Source organism: Collinsella sp. AM38-1BH (assembly GCF_003467545.1).
Lineage (GTDB): Bacteria > Actinomycetota > Coriobacteriia > Coriobacteriales > Coriobacteriaceae > Collinsella.
Genome location: NZ_QSHC01000002.1, coordinates 113369 through 134050 on the forward strand (window position 1 = coordinate 113369; position 20682 = coordinate 134050).

Annotated in this window: 19 protein-coding genes; 14 read left to right on the forward strand and 5 right to left on the reverse strand. The window is 59.4% G+C overall.

Translation table 11 applies throughout. From position 1 onward, the window contains the following. Positions 1 to 170: 170 nt before the first annotated feature. Both DW870_RS01775 and ilvD read left to right on the forward strand, forming a co-directional pair. Entirely contained in the window at positions 171 to 1532 is a 1362-nt protein-coding gene (locus DW870_RS01775; protein ID WP_117770598.1) for a GntP family permease, read from the forward strand. A 108-nt stretch (positions 1533 to 1640) separates the two neighbouring features. Continuing rightward, positions 1641 to 3419 (forward strand): dihydroxy-acid dehydratase, encoded by a 1779-nt coding sequence (ilvD, locus tag DW870_RS01780; protein WP_199411412.1) that lies wholly within the window; start codon positions 1641 to 1643, stop codon positions 3417 to 3419. A 172-nt stretch (positions 3420 to 3591) separates the two neighbouring features. On the opposite strand, the gene DW870_RS01785 is transcribed toward ilvD, so the two are convergent. Beyond that, on the reverse strand, positions 3592 to 3933 hold the full coding sequence (locus tag DW870_RS01785; RefSeq protein WP_006234747.1) for an arsenate reductase family protein: 342 nt from the start codon (positions 3931 to 3933) through the stop codon (positions 3592 to 3594). A 520-nt stretch (positions 3934 to 4453) separates the two neighbouring features. On the opposite strand from DW870_RS01785, the gene DW870_RS01790 reads away from it, so the two are divergent. The 5 genes from DW870_RS01790 (at position 4454) to DW870_RS01810 (ending at position 8751) form a co-directional block, all read left to right on the forward strand. Further along, entirely contained in the window at positions 4454 to 5893 is a 1440-nt protein-coding gene (locus tag DW870_RS01790; RefSeq protein WP_117770069.1) for an MDR family MFS transporter, read from the forward strand. Positions 5894 to 5896: 3 nt separating this feature from the next. Beyond that, positions 5897 to 6403 (forward strand): HPP family protein, encoded by a 507-nt coding sequence (locus DW870_RS01795; RefSeq protein WP_006234745.1) that lies wholly within the window; start codon positions 5897 to 5899, stop codon positions 6401 to 6403. A gap of 174 nt (positions 6404 to 6577) precedes the next feature. Further along, positions 6578 to 6886, forward strand: a complete 309-nt coding sequence (locus DW870_RS01800; RefSeq protein WP_006234744.1) for an MGMT family protein — start codon at positions 6578 to 6580, stop codon at positions 6884 to 6886. Positions 6887 to 7811: 925 nt separating this feature from the next. Next, positions 7812 to 8438, forward strand: a complete 627-nt coding sequence (locus DW870_RS01805; protein WP_158556912.1) for a hypothetical protein — start codon at positions 7812 to 7814, stop codon at positions 8436 to 8438. A gap of 73 nt (positions 8439 to 8511) precedes the next feature. Beyond that, positions 8512 to 8751 carry a hypothetical protein gene (locus DW870_RS01810; protein ID WP_052044012.1) on the forward strand — a complete coding sequence of 80 codons (240 nt, stop codon included), beginning with the start codon at positions 8512 to 8514 and terminating at the stop codon, positions 8749 to 8751. A gap of 228 nt (positions 8752 to 8979) precedes the next feature. Here the strand turns inward: DW870_RS01810 and DW870_RS01815 are convergent, their stop codons facing one another. Together DW870_RS01815 and DW870_RS01820 are read right to left on the reverse strand one after the other, a co-directional pair. Next, on the reverse strand, positions 8980 to 10071 hold the full coding sequence (locus DW870_RS01815) for an ATP-binding protein (protein WP_117770067.1): 1092 nt from the start codon (positions 10069 to 10071) through the stop codon (positions 8980 to 8982). A 103-nt stretch (positions 10072 to 10174) separates the two neighbouring features. Then, the gene (locus tag DW870_RS01820) at positions 10175 to 10855 is read right to left on the reverse strand and encodes a YitT family protein (RefSeq protein ID WP_117770066.1); all 681 of its coding nucleotides are present in this window, start codon (positions 10853 to 10855) and stop codon (positions 10175 to 10177) included. Positions 10856 to 11341: 486 nt separating this feature from the next. On the opposite strand from DW870_RS01820, the gene DW870_RS01825 reads away from it, so the two are divergent. After that, positions 11342 to 12031, forward strand: coding sequence for a GntR family transcriptional regulator (locus tag DW870_RS01825; RefSeq protein ID WP_117770065.1), 690 nt, complete (start codon positions 11342 to 11344; stop codon positions 12029 to 12031). A gap of 392 nt (positions 12032 to 12423) precedes the next feature. On the opposite strand, the gene eda is transcribed toward DW870_RS01825, so the two are convergent. Together eda and DW870_RS01835 are read right to left on the reverse strand one after the other, a co-directional pair. Further along, complete coding sequence (gene eda / locus DW870_RS01830; protein WP_055286010.1) at positions 12424 to 13065, reverse strand: bifunctional 4-hydroxy-2-oxoglutarate aldolase/2-dehydro-3-deoxy-phosphogluconate aldolase; 642 nt, start codon at positions 13063 to 13065, stop codon at positions 12424 to 12426. Between the two features lie 253 nt (positions 13066 to 13318). Next, entirely contained in the window at positions 13319 to 14353 is a 1035-nt protein-coding gene (locus DW870_RS01835; protein WP_117770064.1) for a sugar kinase, read from the reverse strand. Positions 14354 to 14586: 233 nt separating this feature from the next. Between DW870_RS01835 and DW870_RS01840 the strand changes: the two genes are divergently transcribed. The 6 genes from DW870_RS01840 to DW870_RS01865 all read left to right on the forward strand — a co-directional run bounded on the left by DW870_RS01840 (position 14587) and on the right by DW870_RS01865 (position 20358). Beyond that, positions 14587 to 15609 (forward strand): LacI family DNA-binding transcriptional regulator, encoded by a 1023-nt coding sequence (locus DW870_RS01840; protein ID WP_158556911.1) that lies wholly within the window; start codon positions 14587 to 14589, stop codon positions 15607 to 15609. Positions 15610 to 15651: 42 nt separating this feature from the next. Next, on the forward strand, positions 15652 to 16146 hold the full coding sequence (locus DW870_RS01845; protein ID WP_117770062.1) for a type II toxin-antitoxin system RelB/DinJ family antitoxin: 495 nt from the start codon (positions 15652 to 15654) through the stop codon (positions 16144 to 16146). After that, on the forward strand, positions 16133 to 16504 hold the full coding sequence (locus DW870_RS01850) for a DUF86 domain-containing protein (RefSeq protein ID WP_117770061.1): 372 nt from the start codon (positions 16133 to 16135) through the stop codon (positions 16502 to 16504). The genes DW870_RS01845 and DW870_RS01850 overlap by 14 nt, the downstream gene beginning before the upstream one ends. 134 nt (positions 16505 to 16638) lie before the next feature. After that, the gene (locus tag DW870_RS01855; RefSeq protein WP_117734663.1) at positions 16639 to 17976 is read left to right on the forward strand and encodes a glutamine synthetase family protein; all 1338 of its coding nucleotides are present in this window, start codon (positions 16639 to 16641) and stop codon (positions 17974 to 17976) included. 50 nt (positions 17977 to 18026) lie between these two features. Next, positions 18027 to 18689, forward strand: coding sequence for a response regulator transcription factor (locus DW870_RS01860; protein ID WP_006234733.1), 663 nt, complete (start codon positions 18027 to 18029; stop codon positions 18687 to 18689). A 208-nt stretch (positions 18690 to 18897) separates the two neighbouring features. Beyond that, complete coding sequence (locus tag DW870_RS01865) at positions 18898 to 20358, forward strand: S1C family serine protease (RefSeq protein WP_117876735.1); 1461 nt, start codon at positions 18898 to 18900, stop codon at positions 20356 to 20358. Positions 20359 to 20682 lie beyond the last annotated feature (324 nt).

Here is a 20682-nt window from a genome sequence, read left to right on the forward strand (position 1 = left end):
CGCTGGATTTGAGTCGGGCGGCTTAGATATACCGTTCGCAGCGCAAATACGACCGTTTACCAAATACATCAGATGTATTTCGAACAAATTTCAAAATGAAACATCAGACCTTTCCAAAACACGCTATAGTCATCAGACGAATTCAAAAGGTCTGATGAATTGGAGGAAAGATGTCAGACCCAACGTTTATGGCTGATCCCACCAGGCTGGTCATCGCCGCCATCGTGGGCATCGCGCTGCTGCTTGCGCTCATCATCAAGTTCAAGCTGCACCCCGTGCTTTCGATGATGGTCTCGGCGCTCGCGATCGGCATCGGCGCCGGTATGCCGCTCGACCTGGTGGCGGACACTGTCACCAAGGGCGTGGGCGCCACGCTGCAAAACATCGCCCTGCTCATTGGCCTGGGCTCGATGTTTGGCCAGATTCTTGAAGAGAGCGGCGGCGCCAAGAAGATTGCCCAGACCTTCATCGATACCTTTGGGCAGGGTCACTCTAGCTGGGCACTGGGTATTACCGGTCTGGTCATCGGCACTACGGTGTTCTTTGAGGCCGGCGTGGTCGTTTTGATCCCGCTTGCCTTTAGCGTGGCGTCGCAGACCAAGAAGTCGACGCTCTACTACGGCATCGCGCTGCTCGCAGGACTTGCCGCTGGCTATGCGTTTGTGCCGCCATCGGCCGGTTCGGTTCTGGTCGCCGGCACGCTCGGTGTCGACCTGGGCACCATGATTCTCGTCGGTATCCCTACCGCCTTCATCGCCATGGCGATCGCCGGCGTCATCTGGGGTCGCAACGTGGGCGGTCGCATCTTTACCGATGTTCCGGAGCACTTTACCTCTGCCGAGGGCGCGAGCGACGAAAAGGAGCTTCCCTCCTTTGGCATGGTGCTTGCCATCGTGCTCACGCCGCTTTGTTTGATTTTGCTGGGCACGCTGTCCTCTTATATCCCCATGCCCGCCGAGCTCGCTTCGATTCTCGCCTTCCTGGGCAAGCCGTTCGTCGCCTTGACGCTTGCCACGCTCGTCGCGATGTATCTGCTGGGCGCGCGCCGCGGCTACTCCGGCGCCGAGCTCAAGGCCTTGCTCGACCGCTCTCTTAAGCCCGTCGGCATGATCTTGCTGGTTATCGCTTGCGGTGGCGTCATGCGTTGGATGCTGCAGGACTGCGGCCTAGGTCAGGTTATTGGCCCCATGCTCGAGGCTTCTCCGCTGCCTTTGGTGGTCGTTGCCTTTTTGATTGCCGTCATGGTGCGTGCCTCTGTCGGCAGCTCCATCGTCGCTATGACCATGGCATCGGGCATTATGGCCGCCATGCCCGCGGTTGCAGGAGCCTCGGTGCTCATGCGTGCCGCTATCTGTCTTGCTATCTGCGGCGGTGCCACGGCCCTCTCGCACGTCAACGATGCCGGTTTTTGGATGTGCTCCTCGTTCCTGGAGATTGACGAGAAGACAACCCTCAAGTCCTGGACCGTTATGGAGACGCTCATCGGCCTTTCGGGTCTTGCCTGCGCCCTGGTGATTTCGTTCTTCGCCTAGTTCGCGTAGCTAAGCATCTTTCACCGAGTGCATCGCTCGGTACCCATTTTCACCTGATTCATTAACCAACGATTGGTACAACCGTTCAAACCAAAAGAGGAGAACATCATGGACGAGAAAACCAAAGCACAGATTCAGCAGGAGGCCGCCGACCTGGTTGCCAAGCTGCAGCCGCGTTCTGGCAAGTTCCGCACCATCAGCCCCGAGATGGACCCGCTGCGCCTGGGCTCTGGCTGGTCCATCGAGGATCTGGACAAGCCGCAGGTCATTATCGAGTCGACGTTCGGCGACTCGCACCCGGGTTCTGCCGGCCTGTTTGATCTGGTCGAGGAGGTCCGTGCTGGCGTTGCCGAGGCTGGCGGTCACGGTGCTCGTTACTTCTGCACCGACATTTGCGACGGTGAGGCCCAGGGCCACGACGGCATCAACTACTCGCTGCCCAGCCGCGACATGATCGCCAACATGATCGAGATTCATGCCAAGGCCACTCCATTCGACGCCGGCGTCTTTGTCGCCAGCTGCGATAAGGGTCTGCCTGCGAACCTCATGGCCATGGGCCGCATCAACATCCCCTCCATCGTCGTTACCGGCGGTGTCATGGATGCCGGTCCCGACCTGCTGACCCTGGAGCAGCTCGGCGCCATCTCGGCCCGCTATGAGCGCGGCGAGATTTCCCGCGAGGAGCTCGAGTTTGCCAAGCACAACGCATGCCCCAGCTGCGGCGCCTGCTCCTTTATGGGTACCGCCTCGACCATGCAGGTTACCGCCGAGGCCCTGGGCCTTATGCTCCCCGGCACGGCTCTGCTGCCCGCAACCAGCTCCGATCTGCGTGAGTTTGCGCGCGAGGCTGGCCGTCAGTCCGTGTGGCTCTCCGAGCACAACCTGTGCCCCCGCGACATCGTGACCAAGGAGTCCTTCGAGAATCTCATCATGGTCCACGGCGCCATCTCCGGTTCCACCAACTCGCTGCTGCACATTCCCGCGATCGCCCGCGAGTTTGGCATCGAGATGTCCGCCGACGACTTCGACCGTCTGCACCGTGGTGCTCACTACCTGCTCAACGTTCGTCCCGCAGGTGAGTGGCCGGCGCAGTTCTTCTACTATGCGGGTGGCGTGCCGCGCATCATGGAGGAGATCAAGTCGATGCTCCACCTCGACGTCATGACCGTCACCGGCAAGACTCTCGGCGAAAACCTCGAGGACCTTAAGAACAACGGCTACTACGAGAAGTGCGGCCGCTACTTGGAGAAATGGAACCTCAAGCGCGAGGACATCATTCGCCCGTTTGACCAGGCTTTTGGTACCGACGGCTCCATCGCCATCCTCCACAGCAACCTTGCCCCCGAGGGCGCCGTCGTCAAGCACACGGTTGTTCCGCGCGAGATGTTCCAGGCCACGCTTAAGGCCCGTCCGTTCGATTGCGAGGAGGACGCCATCCACGCCGTCCTGACGCACGAGGTCAAGCCCGGCGATGCCGTTATCATTCGCTATGAGGGTCCCAAGGGTTCCGGTATGCCCGAGATGTTCTACACCACCGAGGCTATCGCCAGCGATCCCGAGCTGGGTGCGAGCATTGCCCTTATCACCGATGGCCGCTTCTCCGGCGCCTCCAAGGGCCCGGCTATCGGTCACGTTTCGCCCGAGGCTGCCGTGGGCGGCCCGATTGCCCTGATCGAGGAGGGCGACCTTATCCAGATCAACATCCCCGAGCGCTCGCTGTCTATTGTGGGCATCGCCGGCAAGGAGATGGAGCCGGCCGAGATCGATGCCGTCCTGGCCGAGCGCCGAGCCGCTTGGAAGCCCAAGGCTAATCGCTATACCTCCGGCACGCTCAAGTTCTTTACCGAGCATGCAGTTTCCGCCATTCAGGGTGGCTACATGGAGTAGCGCACGTACGCATCGAATATCTCCTCTCATAGATGCGCGGCACAAAGAGCCCCGAGCCACGTCACCGGGGCGCGTTGTTCAGCGCCGCCGGGGCGCTCCACTCAAACGACAAGAGACGTCTTACGCAAGCGCCCGCGTCCGTGGATAAAACCACGGGCGTGGGCGCTTCACTTTATTCCCAGCCCTTCCACACGTCAGGCTCGTAGCCAACGGTTGCCTGGCGGCCGTTGCGAACGATGGGCTCACGAAGAATCTGCTGGTTATCGAGCACCTTTTCGAACTTCTGGTCGGCAGCAAGATACTGTACGAGCGCAACCGTGTCGGCATCTTTCGCCTTTGGATCGATCACAGCGTCGATCCCGCCGACGGCGCGCGCCACGCTTTCGAGCTCGCCTTTGCTCATCCCCTTTTCCTTCAAGTCGATGAACTGGAACTTCACACGACGTTCCTTGAAATAGCGCTGCGCCTTCTTAGTATCGAAGCTTTTCTTCGTGCCGAATATCTGGATGTTCATACGTACCGCCTTCGCTCAATTCTCGTCCGTCCATGATACGACAAGGGAGCCGAGCAAAAACAGAGCAGGCGGAGATGGAGGAGGACGGCGACCGACCGTCGGCAAGAGTCGGCCGGATCGGACTGGCGCCCAGCGCGCGCCGGCGACACGCTCGCAGCTGCACACATAGCCGATGTACAAGCTCGCCGCGGCGTTCCCTCGCCCCGCGGTGTGGCGATAGAGAAGCACGCCACCCGTCAACGATGGCGCCTCGGTGAAGAAAATCAACGTCTGGGTTACATCCCTTGAAAGGGGCGAAGACGGCTGCTAGAATACCTCCCCGCTATGAAGGATTTGACCAAAGCATACATCGCAATTCGGCGGCCCCTGGTATACGGGGCCTCTCCTGTTGTTCCCCAAGTGCGCTCTGAGCAGCCGCTTTCTTCCTGTCGTATCTGATGCACGCATAGCACGTGCATGTTATTTCGCCCGTGGGCCGGCGCGCCTTCGGCGAAGAATCGAATAGATACGAAGGAAGCTTATGTCTGATAATTGTACGGTCGCGCCCGCCAATGGGCGCATTACCGGTACCCAGATCCGCATCGTCGCGGTCGTCGTCCTGGGTGCCTTCTTGGCGCTACTGAACCAAACGGTGATGTCGCCTGCGCTGCCGGTCATCATGTCCGATTTCGCCATCGATGCCTCGACTGCCCAGTGGATCATGTCCATATACCCGCTGGTGAGCGGCATCATGGTCCCCGTTTCGGCGTTCCTTATCGACAAGTTCAGCACCCGCGCGCTATTCTTCGGGGCGACGCTGGTGTTCGCGCTGGGCACGCTGCTGTGCGCCGCAGCCCCTGATTTCCTGTTCCTCATCATCGGTCGCGTGTTGCAAGCGGCGGGCTCAGGCGTGCTCATGCCGCTTGTCTCGGTGGTTCCCATGCTGGTGTTCCCCGTCGAGAAACGAGGAACGGCTATGGGCATGGCGGGCATCGTCATGTCGGCGGGTCCCGCGGTCGGCCCCGTCGTAGGCGGTGCGGTGATCGACACGTACGGCTGGCGCACCATGATCGGCGCCATCGTCCCCCTCGCAATTCTCGTGCTGGTGCTGGGCGTGTTCATGCTGAAAAACGTGGGCGAGCTGAAGAACCCCAAGCTCGACCTGCCCTCGGTCGTCCTCTCCACCATCGCCTTCGGCGGACTTCTCTACGGGTTCTCGAGCGCCTCGTCGATGGGTTGGGGCAACCCCGTGGTGCTCGGCTCGATCGTCGCGGGTGTCGTGTGCTTGGTGCTGTTCGTCGTACGCCAGGGCAAAATCGAGGACCCGCTGCTTCAACTGGGCACGCTCAAGACGCGCGATTTCCGCGTGGCCGCCATCATCGTCACGCTCATCAACGCCGCATGCCTGGTCACCAACACGCTGTTGCCGTTGCTGCTGCAAACCTCGCTTGGCGCTTCGGCCTTCGAAACCGGCATGGCCATGCTTCCCGCCGCGGCGGTGGGCATCATCATCAGCCCTATCTCCGGCGTGGTGTTCGACAAGTTCGGTCCGCGTGCCATCTCGATCGTCGGCCTGGCCCTCATGACCGGCGCCCTGTTCCTGCTCTCGCTTTCGACGGTAAACACGCCCATCTTGGTGGTTGCGCTGTTCTGCATGCTGCAGTCCGCCGGCCAGTCGCTCGCGAACATGCCGGTGAACACATGGGGTGTCAATGCCTTGAAAAATGACATGATCGCCCACGGCAACGCCATCGCGAACACCGGCCGCCAGGTCGCCGGCGGTTTGTGCACGGCGCTCATCATCACGGTCATGACAAGCGTCACCGCGTCGGCCGGCGTCGATGCGAGCATCCAAGTAGCCACCGCCGTGGGCGCGGGCGTCGCTTACAAGGTGTGCGCGGCAATCGGCCTCGTTTCCCTTATCTGCGCCATATTCAGCGTGCGCACCAAGAAAACCGCACCGAAAACGAAGGAGGCATAAGCGATGTCCGAGATTCTGTCCGAGCGCATCCCGCTCGAGCTCGAGGGGACGCCCGTTTCGAGCATCATGATTGAAGAGCCGTTCACCTGCACGCAGGATTGCACGATTTCCGACGTGGTGCGCATGCTCGCCGAAAACGAGGTGAGCAGCATGCCCGTAATCGATGAGCGCAACCAGGTGGTCGGGTTCATCTCCGACGGCGATGTCATGGGAGCCATCGCGCAGCATCGCGCTCACACCATCTTCACGGGCGGCGACGCGTCCATGCTGTACTTCGACGATCAGAGCCTTGAGCAGCGCATCGAAGACCTGAAGGATCGCTGCGTCATGGATTTCGCGACGCGCCAGGTAGTGTGTGCCCGTCCCGAGCAGAGCATCGCCCGCGTCGCCGCGCTGCTGGCGAAGAAGAAGTTCAAGAAGCTTCCTGTGGTTGATGACGAGGGCAAACTCGTGGGGGTCATCCGCCGCTCCGCCATCACCAAATACATCTTCGGCATCCTTTTCCAATAGGGGCAGGTCGCACTTGAGGCGAACATCTCGAGGCATCGAGCCAGCAACTGGACCAGACAACCTTGACACGCACGCGCTTTCCCTCGATGCTTCGGTAAGGGGAGCTGCGAAAATCGCAGCACGGGTGATCGGCGCCGCGCCCCCGAAGGCAAAAGCGAACACGGGAGCGATACGATGGGAAAAGTCCTGGACGAAGATTTGGTTTATGAGATTCTCTCCGTCGTGGCAGAGATTCCGGCGGGATGCGTCGCCTCGTACGGTCAGATAGCGCGCCTCATCGGCAGGGAGAAAAACTCTCGCCTGGTCGGAGCGGTGCTGAGCGAGGCGGATCGCTACGGCGATTATCCCTGCCACCGCGTCGTCAACCACGCGGGACGCCTCGCGCCAAACTTCCCCGACCAGCGAGCACTACTGACGGAGGAAGGAGTCGCCTTCCGAGACAACGGCTGCGTCGACATGAAAAAGCACCAGTGGAACGAGTAGCCAGGCAGCGTAGCGTCGAAAGGAGCGACGCCACGGGGAACGACCTGCGCCCCGCCGCCGGACAACCTATGGCAAAGTGACACGTCCCACAAAGAGCGGCGCACCAGTACGAGACACGACCGCGACGTAAAAAGACCCTATGATACTCGTAAGCATCTATCTGATTGCCCGCCTCGAGGTACCCAAAGAACGAGAGATGCCGAAACCCCTAGACAAAGAAAAAGGTCGGGAGCTTTTATGCTTCCGACCTGAAGTTTCATGGTCGCGGGGGGCGGATTTGAACCACCGACCTTCGGGTTATGAGGTCGCTACGACGTTGTTTCATTCAGACATTTCGACCCAAATTGAAGTCAATATAACTCCAGGTCATTTGATGTTTTCATAGATTTACGAAAGAAAAGTACGCGGAATAATTCGACCCAAATTCGACCCACAACGAGCTTGAAAGCGGTCAGGCGGAGCATTACCCTTGGGGTGTGACCCCACGCAGGGCCCACCACCAAGGGTAATGCCCACTCGCCCCAGCCCTTTGCGCCATTCCGCGCAACCGAGCGCGATTCTCAGGCACTTCAGGCAAGGAACACGATGAACGACCGACCTCTCGTCATAGGCAAAGGAACGAAGCAACGCCGCGACAAATACACGTGGCGCTACCGTCACAGCCTCGGCAAGGATCCGGTCACGGGCAAATACCGCTATTCGCCGTGGCAGACCATACATACCACCAAAAGCCGAGAGGTCGACGCCGCACTCGAAGCCTACAAGGCAGAACTCAACAGCGGCACCTACGTCCAAAAATCGAGGGACACCGTCGGCTCGTACGCAAAAAAGTTCCACGACAACCGCGAAGGAACCATCACGCCGCTCGCCTACTCGACATCCTACTCAATTGAGAACGGACGCGCACATCACATGCGTGATGCTCATGCTCGACACCGACATGAGAAGGGCAGAAGCCCTCGGGATGACGTGGTCCGATGCCTCCGTCGAGAACAGAAGCATCCTCATTGAGCAGCAGTTCGCGGCCGATCGAAGCGTTCGCTCGCCCAAAAGCAAGAAAAGCGTGCGGAGGATCTCGATAAGCGAGACGCTGACGTCGTATCTCGAATTCTGGAAAAAGGAGCAGGCCCGCGAAATGGAAGCCTTCGGCCTGGAACAAGTCAAAGGCACTCCGCTCGTCCACTCATTCGAACGAACGAAAGACAGGCATCCCCAAGTCAACTTCATGGACCTGAATGGGTTTTCGCGCTGGTTCAGAAACTTCAGCGTCGAGAACGGGTTCGGCAAGTTCGAAGGCGTTCGAACATACCATTATGTGAAGGAAACTGTCGACGGGGAAACGATTTCGAAGCGTTATGAGCATAAAGAGTGGCTCGAATTGAGGGATTACCTCAGGAAGCATCCCAAGGTTCGCGAGGCGAGGCATATCAGCACATATGAGAGCGAGCACCTTCCTTACGGATATTCGGGCCTATCGAGCCACACCGCTACTGCCGCTACTGCCCGCTACTGCCCGCTACTGCCCGCCAGCTTCCGAACCAGCGGGCGGTAGCAGCACCCCGAACATCTCGCCGACAGCGCAGAGAGTCGTCGACCTGGCGGCCAAGGCCGACATCGAGGACGTGATGCTGTGCGACCTGCCCGGCGTCCTGTCCTTCCTAGGGCTGCCACCTGAGACGGAGATGCCGCCGGGCAACAAGGGGAAGACGAAGCTCAAGAAGCTCTACAGGAAGGTGGCGCCGAACAAGGCATACCACTCCGGCGAGCGCGCCAAGGATTTGATCTCGCACCTCGACATGGCAGAGATCAGGGCATCGGCGCCCGTCCCGCTCGGAGAGATAGACAGAGCGGTCGTAAGCGGCTGATGTAACTTCTGACACCCTAGAACTTACATCGAGCCCCGATTCGAGCTCGGGGCTCTTTTCGTCTAGATTGGGGACGCATGGCCGGACGAAAACAATTTGCGTCTGGTAATAAGCGTACGAAAGCGCAATTTACGTCTTAATTCCGTACGCAAATCAAGACGAAAATCGTTTACGTCTGCTTTAAATCCGTACGAAAACGGTTTTCGTCTTGCAGGGCAGTTACCGCTTCTACAGTTCAACTTCCAGTTCGGCTTTGTGTTCGTAGAGGTAATTGCGCATGTAGGGGATGGCAAATGAGACCTTGCCGTACGAGGGGGCCTCGATAATCGATTCTCTTAACAGGCGGCTGCGGACGGAGCTCACCTGTTGAGGCGTTTTGTTTAGGCCATCGGCAACCATGCTAGTCGAGCTCGTCTGCCCCAAAGACGCCATGCTCAGCAGATAAGCGATGCACGTGGGCGGAATGCGCCGCAGCGCGGGCTCAATCACCATGGCGCAGAAGCGTTCGCGTGCCGTTGCAATGCCACGCTCGGCTTCTTCTTCTCCAATAATCGCTGTATGTGCACGTCTTGCCAACTGCCATGCGTAGTATCCAACGAGTTGGATCATGAAAGGATAGCCTTGCGTTGCCTCGGCAAGTTGGCCGGCAATACCTGGCTGCAACTCCATGCCAGACGCTTCAATGGTTTCCTCGAGGGAGTACGACACTTCGGTTACTGCCACAGCCTTCAGATCAAAGGGGAGGGCACGGCGCAAAAACGTAAGTGTCTTTCCGTTGATGATGCTTTCAATCATCGAAGGCAGCCCAGCAAAAACAAAGGCGATATCAAGGTCTTCGCCGATAACCTGCTGAATCGCAATGGAGAGCGTTCGGACCTCATCGAGCTCTGCGTCTTGAACCTCGTCGAGAGTGATGAGCAGGCCATTTCCATTCTTGGATATTGTCTGTCTCATGGCGTCGCGTAGCGATGGGCCGATTCGCTCAATATCTATGCTGCCGATGGATATGCCAGCTACGGTGGGCTCAAATCTGGCGTGTTTGGCCTGGAATTTGGGCTGCAGCTGTTCGAGAATGCGCTGGCAAAGTCCCTCGGTTGCGACCTCTTTTATGACCGTCCAGCCACGGCTTTGCGCCAAACGTGAGCACTTGTCAAGGAGGACCGTCTTGCCCGTTCCACGGACGCCGGCTATGCGCATTAGGCGCCCAGGGGCACCAGGCCCGTTGGTGAGGCCTTCACTGAATTCTTCAAGTACATCTTCGCGGCCGATAATCGTGGGAGGTGTTTTACCTGCTGTGGGCTTAAAAGGGTTTGTTTGCATGTGAGCCACCTTTGCTCAAGATATAGCAAAGTATAGCAAAGTATAGCAAAGTATAGTGAGATATAGCAACGTATAGCGCTGTTCGCGGGTTCTTACGGTGGTGCTATTTCCCGAATGCCGCGCGCACAAAGCGCTGGGCGAACAGCTTGTTGGCGACGTTGATGACATGGCCCAGGAACAGTGCCGAGATGGCGGTCGTGACGCCAAAGCCGCCCAGGTTGTACATAAAGATCAGCGACAACGCGAGCGAGGCGGCGACATGTGAGCAGTCAAACACGACTTTTACGTCACCAAAGCGGCGTTTAAGCTTTTCGGCAATGACTTGCACCAAGCCGTCGGGCGCGTTGGGGACAACGCCCATGTTGACGACGAGACTTACGCCAAATGCGGTGACAGCGAGGGAGAGCAGCATGGTCGCAATCTGTGTGGGGAGTGCCGTGGGATGCAGTGGGTTGACCGCCATGAAGAGGTCGGTCAAGCCGCCAATCAGCGTTGAGAAGAACAACTCGAGCAGGATGCGCGGCTGGAACTCGCTTCGCAAGATGGCTAATTGCGCCACGATGTAGGCGACGTAGGTTGCGGTGATCCAAAAGCCGAGCGTCTTGCCAGTGAGCATGGATAGGGTTGTGGCAAAGCACGTGAGCGCGGCGACGCCCAGGCCGGATGCCGTCTGGAGACTCATACCGAGTGCCAGTACTGCAACGCCCACCAGATACATCAGCATTCTGATGACGGTATGGCACCAGTCGATGTTCTCGCCATGCATGATGATGAGCGGTCGCATGTTGCTACCCGTCCTTTCGGTTGTGTGAAAAAGCTGACCCGGGCCGGCAAAAGAGGGTTATCGGAGGCACTGCTGCAAAAGCAGAAAAGCCGGCCCCACGGTCAGTCGTCTAGGAAGTGTCTCGCTGTGCCGGAATGGGACTAAAGGTCCAACGAGACGGGAAGAAAGCAAATGGCATTGCGTGGGCGATAAGATGCCAAGATGGTAGGGTGCGTCTTAGCATCATATTGCCCACGCTCAACGAAATCGGTTTCGTTTGAGCCTAAGTATACGACGGGATTTTATTTGCGAAGAGAAAAACAATAAAAAGGTGAACGTTCACCTAATTGCAACAACTCGTTGGCTGTAGTTGCGGTGGAATAGTTCCTGTTTTTGCTGCTGAAGGCCTTGAGCAGGAACTATTCCACCGCAACTTATGGGGGGGCGGGGGATGCGATAGTATTGCATGGTGGTATTCGATTAACCGAGGCTTCATCCGAGGGCTTTATGGAACAGCAGCATTATCAGAGCCTGCAAGACCAGGCGTACAACGCATTGCGGTCCAAGATCATCTATGCCGAGCTCAAGCCCGGCACGCGCCTTTCGGCGATTGGTCTGGAAAAGGAGACGGGAATCGGACGCACGCCCATTCGCGAGTCCTTTGTGCGCCTGCGTGAGCAGGAGCTGGTGGAAACGCGTCCCAAAAGCGGCACCTATGTCTCAAAAATCAGCATGGAGCGCGCCGAGAACGCCTGTTTCTTGCGTGAGAAACTCGAGAGAAGCGTGCTCATTAAATGCTGCTCTGCCGCCACACCCGAGCAGAAGTGTCGGCTCGAGCAGATTCTTGCCGAGTCCGAGTCGCTCGACCATAGCGAAACGCGTCGCTTTTTCGATCTGGACAACCTGTTCCATGAGACATGTTTTGAGATTGCCGGCCGCCACATGTTGTGGGATTGGATGAAGAGCATCAACACGCATTTTGAGCGATACAACTGGTTGCGTATGGTGTCGCAGGATCTGGATTGGGAGCCGATTCGTCGGCAGCACCGCCGGATTCTCGAGGCCATTAAGAGGGGCGATACCGACGCGGCGAGCTATCTGGCAGAGACGCACCTGCACCTGATGCCCGAGGAGCAAGGTCCGGTTATCGCCTTGCATCCCGACTATTTTGAGCTGTCCAAAGACTCGGCCATCTAACTCGTCCCCTTCATTAGTTGCGGTGAAATAGGGATTGTTTTGCGGCTCTGATGGTGTAGGCAGTCCGTATTCCACCGCAAGTGACGGGGCACATCGGGGCACGAAAAAGCTGCGGCGCTGCTTGGAGGAAAAGACCGGAAGCAAGAGTCCATTCCTCCAGACGGCGCCGCAGCTGTTTTGGTGGCTCGGCTTTTGTCGAAGTGGCTCAGTTGAGCGCGGTTGCCAACCGAGTAGGCAAAGCGGCTCGGGGGCGTGTCGCTTCCGTCACGTTCTATCAGCATACAAGACGTTTTCGGTTCTTGTCCGTGACGGAAACGGCGCGCTTCCGAGCCGCTTTAAAAGAAAGGGGGCGAGGTCTAGGGCACGCCCCCTTTCACGATAGAGAGCTAAACCTAGCCGCGGACCTTCTTGACGACGTCCATGGCCTCGCGGGCGATCTGCTCGACCTTGGAGAAGTCGCCGTCGGCAAACAGGGCCGGCTTGACCATCCAGGTGCCACCGCAGGCGATGATGGCGGAGGAGCTCAGGTACTCCTCGACGTTGGCGGTGCTCACGCCGCCGGTAGGCATAAAGCGGTGACCGACAAACGGAGCGGCGAGGGCCTTGATGGTGTTCAGGCCGCCATACTGGGACGCGGGGAAGAACTTGGTGACCTTGAGGCCCAGGTTCTCGGCTGCGGTGACCTCGGAGGGGGTCACGGTGCCGGGAAGGACGGGCAGGTCGATGTCGATGCAGTGCTTCACGACGTCCTCGTTGTAACCCGGGGAGACGATGAACTTGGCACCGGCTGCGCGGGCCTGCTCAACCTGCTCGACGGTCAGGACAGTGCCGGCGCCAACGCACATCTCGGGCTCGGCCTCGGCCATAGCGGCGATGCACTCGGCGGCGCAGGCGGTGCGGAAGGTGACCTCGGCGGACTTCATGCCAGCTGCCATAAGGGCGTGGGCGAGCGGAGCGGCGTCCTCGACCTTGTCGAGCACAACGACCGGCACGATGCCCAGGGACTCAAGCGTGGTGTAGAACTGATCGAACATGATGTTCCTTTCGATGTGTGGCGCGCATGGGCGCGTGATTGCCAAATGTGCTGGTCAGGAGCCGATTTTGGATTGGTTATCGGAGGCACTGCTTGGGGTTCAAGCAATTCCAAAACCGGCTGCTCGACCAGTCATGTAGGAAATGCCAGGCAAAACCGGAATGGGACTGGTGGTTTTGCCCGGCCGGAGGAATCGGGGAGCGGGCCGCAGGGGTATGGGATTGGAAAGCTGCGGCCCGCGGAATGGAGACGGACTAGCGTGCGACGCGAGTGCCACCGTTGGCGGCTGATGCCACGGCTGCGATCTCGTCTGCGGTCACCAAGTTGGAATCGCCCTTGATGGTGAGCTTGAGGATCGAGGCCGCGATGGCGTAGTTGACGGCAGCCTGCGGGTCAAAGTCGTTGATGAGGGCATGGACGAGGCCGGCGTTGAAAGCGTCGCCAGCGGCAACGCCCTCGAGCACGTGTACATCGTGAGCAGGGGAGAACCAGTGCTCGCCGCTCTCGGCGTCAAAGAGCATGCCCATCCAGATGGAGCGCTCGACGCAGGAGATGTTGCGGACGACCGAGGCGACCTTCTTGCAGCCGTACTCGGCGCAGATCTGGCGGGCCATCTCGACGTAGGTGTCGCGCTCCTCGATGCCGTGGGAAAGGGAGCCAGAGACGCAGGTCATGCCAAGGCCGGCAGGCGCATCCTCGTCGTTGGCGATGCAGATGTCGACGAGCGGCAGGAGTTCCTTCATGGTGGCCTGCGACTTCTCGGGCGACCACATCTTGCCGCGATAGTTCACGTCACACACGGTGGTGATGCCCTTGGCGCGGCAGGCGGCGAGCGCATCCTTGCAGGCGGCGGCCATCTCATCGGAGACGGCGGGGGTCACGCCGGAGAAATAGAAGACATCGATGCCCTTGAGGATCTCGTCCCAGTCAAAGACGTCGCGCTTGGCCATGTTGATGGCAGAGTACTTGCGGTCGTAGACGCAACCGTTGCCGCGCTGCGAGGCACCGACCTCAAACACATAGGAGCCAAGGCGGTCGCCCCGACGCACGACGCGCGTGGTGTCGACGTCGTAGGCCTTCAGCGAACGCAGGGCGCACTCGCCCAGACGGTTGGCCGGGACAACGGAGACGTAAGCGGCCTTGTCGCCCTGGTAGGCCAGGGAAAGCGCGGTGTTGGCCTCGGCGCCGCCGTAGCGGACGTCAAACTCGGTTGCCTGCTCAATACGCAGGTGGTCTTTGGGCGAGAGTCTCATCATGATCTCGCCGAAGGTAAGAACCGTTTTACCCATGGTCGCGCAGCTCCTTTTACTCGTGCGTACACCTTTGATATGGCGTTGGCACGCAGGTGCCAAGACGGTAGGGTGCGTCTTTGCACCTGCGTGCCAACGCTTGCCGAAATCGGTTTACGAAATCGGTTTCGTTTCGAGTTGTAGTATACTCACCTACAGCGTTTTGCAACCGAGATTTTTAAAAAATGCCTAAAATGGCTCAGATCGCCGACAATTGGGAAACGGGGTGCGCTATGGCGCAGATGAGAATCAAGGACATTGCCGCCGAGGCGGGCGTGAGCCCGGCCACGGTCTCGCGCTATCTCAACAACCGCCCCGGGCAAATGACCGAGGAAACCCGCGCTCGCATCGCAGCGGTTATCGAACGCACCGGCTATCGCCCACGTGCCGCCGCGCGCAATCTGCGCAGCTCGCGTACGAACCTCATCGGTGTGATTCTGGCTGACATCGCCAACCCGTTCTCGAGCGCCATGCTCGAGGGCCTTTCCGCCAGCGCCGCGGCGCGCGGCTGCTCGCTCATGACGGCCATTAGCGGCAACGACCCCGCTAAGGAAGCGGAGTCGCTCACCAGACTTATCGATGCCGGCGTGGACGGCCTGGTCGTCAACACCTGCGGAGGCAATGACGAGGCGATCGTCGCGGCAGCGGGACGTCTGCCCGTTGTGCTGCTCGACCGCGATGTTGCCGACGGCGGTGTCGATCTGGTGACATCTAACAACCGTGAGCTCGTCGCCGGCTTGGTAGACGAGCTCGCCGCTGCGGGCAGCGAGCGTCTGTGCCTGCTCACCGAGGCAAGCGACGATAGCCCCGTGCGTCGAGAGCGCGCCGAGGCCTTTGCCGACGAGCTTTCGCGCCGCGGCCTTGCGGGCGAGGTCGTCACCCTGGCCGACGGTGGCGCCACGGGCGTCGGTCGCTTGGACGAGACCATCCGCGGCTATGCAGGCAAAAAGCTCGGCCTCATTGCCGTCAACGGCTTGGTTTTCCTGCGTCTGACCGAGGCGCTGGCGCAGCTTGGTCCCTCGCTGCCGGCGGGTCTCAAGATCGCAACGTTTGACGACTATCCCTGGAATCACGTGCTCTTTGGCGGCGTGACCACGGCAGCGCAAGACACCCTTACCATTGCCGAGCGCGTAGTCGAGCGCCTGTCCGAGCGCATCGATGTTGTTACCACCACCGTGGGCGAGGCCGCAAAGCTCGCCCCCAAGCGCATCGAGATCCCCGGCCACATCGAACATCGCGCATCGACCTCGCGCTAGTCTGTGTGATAATATATAGACAATGTCATACAGGAGGTATCCATGGCTGCGTCTGTGCTGAGTGTGCGAGTGGACTCGTCAATTAAAGACTCATTTGCCGAACTGTGCGAAGAGCTTGGCATGACTTCGTCTGTTGCGGTCAATATGTTTATGAGGCAGATGCTGCGCGAACGCTCTCTGCCGTTTGTTCCTTCACTCGGTAAAAGCTCTGCGAGCGAAAGCGCCGCGGCGGGCATTTTGGATACTGCCCAGATTGAGTCCGCCGTCCGCGAGGCGGCCAGCTCGATTCCCGCCATCAAAACCGTGATTCTTTTTGGTTCGTATGCCCGTGGCGAGGCGCATGCCGATAGTGATATTGACTTGCGCCTCGAAGTCGATCGCGAGCGGGGCTTTGGTCTTTTCGCGCTGTCGGCATTTGGTGAGGCGGTGCGCAAAGAAACCGGGAGGCAGGTTGATCTCGTCTCTAGTGATCATCTTGATGACGATCTTGCCGCGGTAATCGAGCGCGAAGGAGTGATCCTTTATGATCGCGCGTAAGTCAGACAGCCTTCGCGCCCAAGAGGTTTTGGATGCCATTTCTGAAACGAACGAGCGCATCAAGGTTTTTGATATCACCGAGGACCAGTTTCTGCATGCGAATGACGTGCGGACGAGGGCGTTGGCGGACTCCCTTTTGATGTGTGCGCTTAGGGTAACGGAAGAAGCGGGCAAATTGTCGGAACGCTCGCAGCGGCTTCATCCCGAAATCGAATGGCGTGGAATTATCGGCATGAGAAATTATCTTGCGCATGATTACGGCAATGTCGACCGCTCGGTTGTTTGGGATGCAGTGACGATGGAGTTCCCTACGCTGGAACGAGCCTGTAGACAAATTGTCTCCGAATCTGAACGCTAGCCGCTCGTTCGCAACCGCCTGCTCGCGCACGTTTTTTGAGCGCTTGATACGCTTTAACCCTGCGGAAACATTTTTCTGCGATAGTATCTGCGGTATAGACCAGTCGAAACCCGCCCGAAAGAAAGGGGAGCGACATGAACCAGCAGAACATCGATTACGTACTCCGCTCCGTAGAGCAGCGTGACATCCGCTTTGTGCGTCTGTGGTTTGTCGACATTCTCGGCCGCCTCAAAAACTTTGCCATTAGCCCCGAGGACCTCGAGGTCGCATTTGAGGAGGGCATTGGCTTTGACGGCTCCGCCATCGAGGGTTTTGCCACGCCCGAGGAAGCCGATATGCTGGCGTTTCCCGATGCTTCGACCTTCCAGATCCTGCCGTGGCGTCCGAGCCATAACGGCGTTGCCCGCGTGTTCTGCGATGTGTGCACCCCCGACCGCAAGCCCTTCGCCGGCGATCCGCGCGATGCGTTGCGTCGCATGTTCCGCAAGGCCGAGAAAGCCGGCTATCTGCTCAACGTGGGCGCCGAGCTGGAGTATTACTACTTCCCCGACGAGCACACGCCCGAGCCTCTCGACAACGTGGGCTACTTCGATCTTTCGGTGAGCGATGCCGCTCGCGATCTGCGCCGCAACACGGTCCTTACGCTCGAGAAGATGTCCGTGCCCGTGGAGTACACCTTCCATGCCGCCGGTCGCTCGCAGCACGGCATGAGCCTGCGCCACGCCGAGGCCCTGAGCATGTCCGACGCCATCACCACGGCCAAGCTCATCATTAAGCAGCAGGCCTACGAGAGCGGTTGCCATGCCTCCTTTATGCCCAAGCCGTTGGCGGGCGAGGACGGCAGCGCCATGTTTTTGCATCAGTCGCTGTTCGACCACGACGGCAACAACGTCTTTTGGGGCGAGGACGACGAGAAGTACCACCTCTCCGATATTGCCAAGCATTACATGGCCGGCATCCTGGCGCATGCCCGCGAGATTAGCGCCATCACCAACCCCACCGTCAACTCGTACAAGCGCATCACCACGAGCGGTGACTCCGTGCCGCAGTACGCCACGTGGGGCTTGCGCAACCGCGCAAGCATGGTTCGCATCCCGGTCTACAAGCCCGGCAAGCAGCTGTCCACGCGCATCGAGCTTCGTAGCCCCGATCCCATGGCCAACCCGTATCTGGTCAACGCCGTCACGCTGGCGGCTGGTCTCGACGGCATTGAGCGCAAGCTGGAGCTCCCGCCCGAGGCCACGGCCGAGACGCTTAAGCTCAACGACCGCCAGATGCTCGAGGCCGGTTACACGCCGCTGCCGCGCTCGCTTAAAGAGGCACTCGACGTCTTTGAGGACTCGCAGTTTATGAAGGATGCCCTCGGCGATCACATCCACGGCTTCTTCCTCAAAAAGAAGCGTGACGAGTGGCATAAGTTCGAATCCACGATCACCGAATGGGAGATCAAGCACTACCTGGCGAACTCCTAATCGCGCTGGCTTGTCCCAGTACGATTGAGCTCATTTCTTTGGAGGCCGATATGTCCGAAAAGAGTGCCCTGTTCATGGCGCGCACGACGCGCTTCCACGAGTTTGCCCGCAGCTTGACGACCACCCTGGGTGTCGAGGTGAGCCTGGCCACCCCCGATTCGCCGACTGCGGCGCACGACTTTGACCTGCTGATCCTCGATTCCGATGGCATCCGCAGCGACCGCATCGATCAGATTGCCAAGTGGCTTGACGATCGTGGCGGCGTCCCCATGCTGGTGATCGTCGACGACGAGGCGCTCGGCACCCTGCGCCTGCCCAATCACGCGCATGCCGACTTTGTATGCCCCACGGCGACGCCCAACGAGCTCAAGGCTCGCGCGCAGCGCCTGATGGGCGAGGAGGAGACCGTCACCGCCGACGATGTGCTCAACATCGATAACCTCGAGATCAACCTGGCTACCTACCAGGTGACGCTCGATAACGAGCCCATCGACCTGACGTTGATGGAGTACTCGCTGCTGAGCTTTTTGGCCACGCACCCCAACCGCGCCTACAGCCGCGAGGTGCTGCTGCACCGCGTGTGGGGCTTTGAGTACTGCGGCGGTACGCGTACCGTCGACGTGCATATCCGACGCATCCGCTCCAAGGTGGGCCCGCAGATCGCGGCGCACATCACCACCGTCCGCGGCGTGGGCTATCTGTTTAAGGACTAGATTTCCACCACAAAGGGGACAGGTGCCTTTGTGGTGGCTTTGCCACAGGTGGGGGTCCCTTTCGGGTCTGCAACAGAACTTAAGCCTTCCTAAAAGATTGCGTTCTCATACACGTTCGCCCGCATATTGGGGTACAACTCAACGTGAACAATGATGGCCCGCCACATGTTTGGCGGGCCTTTGGTTATTTGACGAAAGGATCGCAGCCATGAGCGAGAACGATTCCCAGCGTCCTCAGGATGCGGGCAATGCCGGCGAGACCCAGCAGCAGCCGCGCGTGCAGGTAGAGTCGACGCCTGCCGACAGCAACATTCCCTACGTGCAGGCCTACGACACGCAGACCGGCAAGCCGCTGGGCGGCCAGCAGGTTGTAAACAAGCACACGGTGGTCAAGACCAAGACCAAAAAGCTGCCGATCTTTATTACGGCGCTTGCCGGTTGTGCCTGCGGAGCCTTGCTGGTCATCGCACTCATTATGAGTGGCACGCTCGATATTGGTGGCGGTAAGAATGCCGTGACGGCGGGTGCTTCGGGTTCATCGACGCAAAAGATCACCATCGACTCCGAGGACACCACGCTGGCCGAGGCCGTCTCTGCTAAGGCCCTGCCCTCCGTCGTTTCCATCGCCGCCACTTCGAGCGGTAGCCAGAATGGCTCGCTTTCGCAGTCTGCCGACGAGTCGGATAGCTCGGGCAGCGTCGGTTCGGGCGTGGTGCTCGATACCGAGGGCCACATCCTCACCAACAACCACGTGGTCGATGGTTACGACCAGTACGTGGTGACCATGGACGACGGCACCACCTATGAGGCCGAGTTCGTGGGCAACGATGCCTCGAGCGACCTCGCCGTCATCAAGCTCAAGGATGCCGATGCCTCCAAGCTCACCCCGATCGAGATCGGCGACTCCTCCAAGCTCAACGTGGGCGAGTGGGTCATGGCGATCGGCTCGCCGTTCGGCAACGAGCAGTCTGTCTCCACGGGTATCGTCTCGGCGCTCTATCGCTCCACGGCCATGAGCTCTGCCAACGGTAACACCATCTATGCCAACATGATCCAGACCGATGCCGCCATCAACCCGGGCAACTCCGGCGGCGCGCTCGTTAACGATAACGGCGAGCTTGTGGGTATCAACTCGCTCATCGAGAGCTACTCGGGCTCCAGCTCGGGCGTGGGCTTTGCCATTCCGGTCAACTATGCCAAGAACATTGCCGACCAGATCATCGACGGCAAGACGCCGGTGCATCCGTACATGGGCGCTACGCTTTCGAGCGTCAACGCGCTCAACGCCCGCACCAACAAGCTGAGCACCGATAGCGGCGCGTATGTGGCGAGCGTCGTTGAGGATGGTCCTGCTGCCAAGGCCGGCATTCAGGAGGGCGATGTCATCACCAAGCTGGGCGACGATGAGATCACGAGCGCCGATGGCCTGATCATCGCACTGCGCAGCCACGAGGTGGGCGAGAAGGTCGAGATCACGCTCATGCGCGGCAAGGAAGAGAAGAAGGTCACGGTTGAACTGGGCTCCGACGAGGAACTGCAGAACCAGCAGCAGGACGACAGCGCGACCGACACCGGCAACGGCGGTATTACCGACGAACAGCTGCGCCAGTACCTGGAGGAGCTGCTAGGCCAGCAGGACCAGGGCCAGGGCTACGGTCAGGGTTACTAACGAGCCACTCCACACATATCGAAGCCAGAGGGGGGGGGCTGTCCCGCCAACGCGGGGCAGCCCCCCTCTTTTCGCGATGATCCCTTGGGGGCGGAGGAAAACGGATCACTTGTGGCTGGCAAGAGGCTTGGTTCGGAATGGCCTGGACAGTTAGTTCAGATACGTATAAATCTGGGGCAGCTTGGGATGCGTTTTGAGCAATTTTTGATTGGGATGGGGCTCGAATGGGTGTTTGGAAGGGAGAGCGGGACGTTTACATGGTCTCGAGGAGCCCAAATTAGTTGAAACAGGGGTGTTCGTGCCTGATTCAGCTCTAGGATTTAT

What these genes read in the sequence shown, in the direction of transcription:
- DW870_RS01835 (WP_117770064.1), bottom strand. Translation starts at nt 14,353, where the DNA reads ATGGGTAAAACGGTTCTTACCTTCGGCGAGATCATGATGAGACTCTCG.
- DW870_RS01775 (WP_117770598.1), top strand. Translation starts at nt 171, where the DNA reads ATGTCAGACCCAACGTTTATGGCTGATCCCACCAGGCTGGTCATCGCC.
- DW870_RS01810 (WP_052044012.1), top strand. Translation starts at nt 8,512, where the DNA reads ATGCTGTGCGACCTGCCCGGCGTCCTGTCCTTCCTAGGGCTGCCACCT.
- DW870_RS01785 (WP_006234747.1), bottom strand. Translation starts at nt 3,933, where the DNA reads ATGAACATCCAGATATTCGGCACGAAGAAAAGCTTCGATACTAAGAAG.
- DW870_RS01790 (WP_117770069.1), top strand. Translation starts at nt 4,454, where the DNA reads ATGTCTGATAATTGTACGGTCGCGCCCGCCAATGGGCGCATTACCGGT.
- DW870_RS01865 (WP_117876735.1), top strand. Translation starts at nt 18,898, where the DNA reads ATGAGCGAGAACGATTCCCAGCGTCCTCAGGATGCGGGCAATGCCGGC.
- DW870_RS01815 (WP_117770067.1), bottom strand. Translation starts at nt 10,071, where the DNA reads ATGCAAACAAACCCTTTTAAGCCCACAGCAGGTAAAACACCTCCCACG.
- DW870_RS01855 (WP_117734663.1), top strand. Translation starts at nt 16,639, where the DNA reads ATGAACCAGCAGAACATCGATTACGTACTCCGCTCCGTAGAGCAGCGT.
- eda (WP_055286010.1), bottom strand. Translation starts at nt 13,065, where the DNA reads ATGTTCGATCAGTTCTACACCACGCTTGAGTCCCTGGGCATCGTGCCG.
- DW870_RS01805 (WP_158556912.1), top strand. Translation starts at nt 7,812, where the DNA reads ATGCTCGACACCGACATGAGAAGGGCAGAAGCCCTCGGGATGACGTGG.
- DW870_RS01840 (WP_158556911.1), top strand. Translation starts at nt 14,587, where the DNA reads ATGGCGCAGATGAGAATCAAGGACATTGCCGCCGAGGCGGGCGTGAGC.
- DW870_RS01845 (WP_117770062.1), top strand. Translation starts at nt 15,652, where the DNA reads ATGGCTGCGTCTGTGCTGAGTGTGCGAGTGGACTCGTCAATTAAAGAC.
- ilvD (WP_199411412.1), top strand. Translation starts at nt 1,641, where the DNA reads ATGGACGAGAAAACCAAAGCACAGATTCAGCAGGAGGCCGCCGACCTG.
- DW870_RS01800 (WP_006234744.1), top strand. Translation starts at nt 6,578, where the DNA reads ATGGGAAAAGTCCTGGACGAAGATTTGGTTTATGAGATTCTCTCCGTC.
- DW870_RS01850 (WP_117770061.1), top strand. Translation starts at nt 16,133, where the DNA reads ATGATCGCGCGTAAGTCAGACAGCCTTCGCGCCCAAGAGGTTTTGGAT.
- DW870_RS01795 (WP_006234745.1), top strand. Translation starts at nt 5,897, where the DNA reads ATGTCCGAGATTCTGTCCGAGCGCATCCCGCTCGAGCTCGAGGGGACG.
- DW870_RS01860 (WP_006234733.1), top strand. Translation starts at nt 18,027, where the DNA reads ATGTCCGAAAAGAGTGCCCTGTTCATGGCGCGCACGACGCGCTTCCAC.
- DW870_RS01820 (WP_117770066.1), bottom strand. Translation starts at nt 10,855, where the DNA reads ATGCGACCGCTCATCATCATGCATGGCGAGAACATCGACTGGTGCCAT.
- DW870_RS01825 (WP_117770065.1), top strand. Translation starts at nt 11,342, where the DNA reads ATGGAACAGCAGCATTATCAGAGCCTGCAAGACCAGGCGTACAACGCA.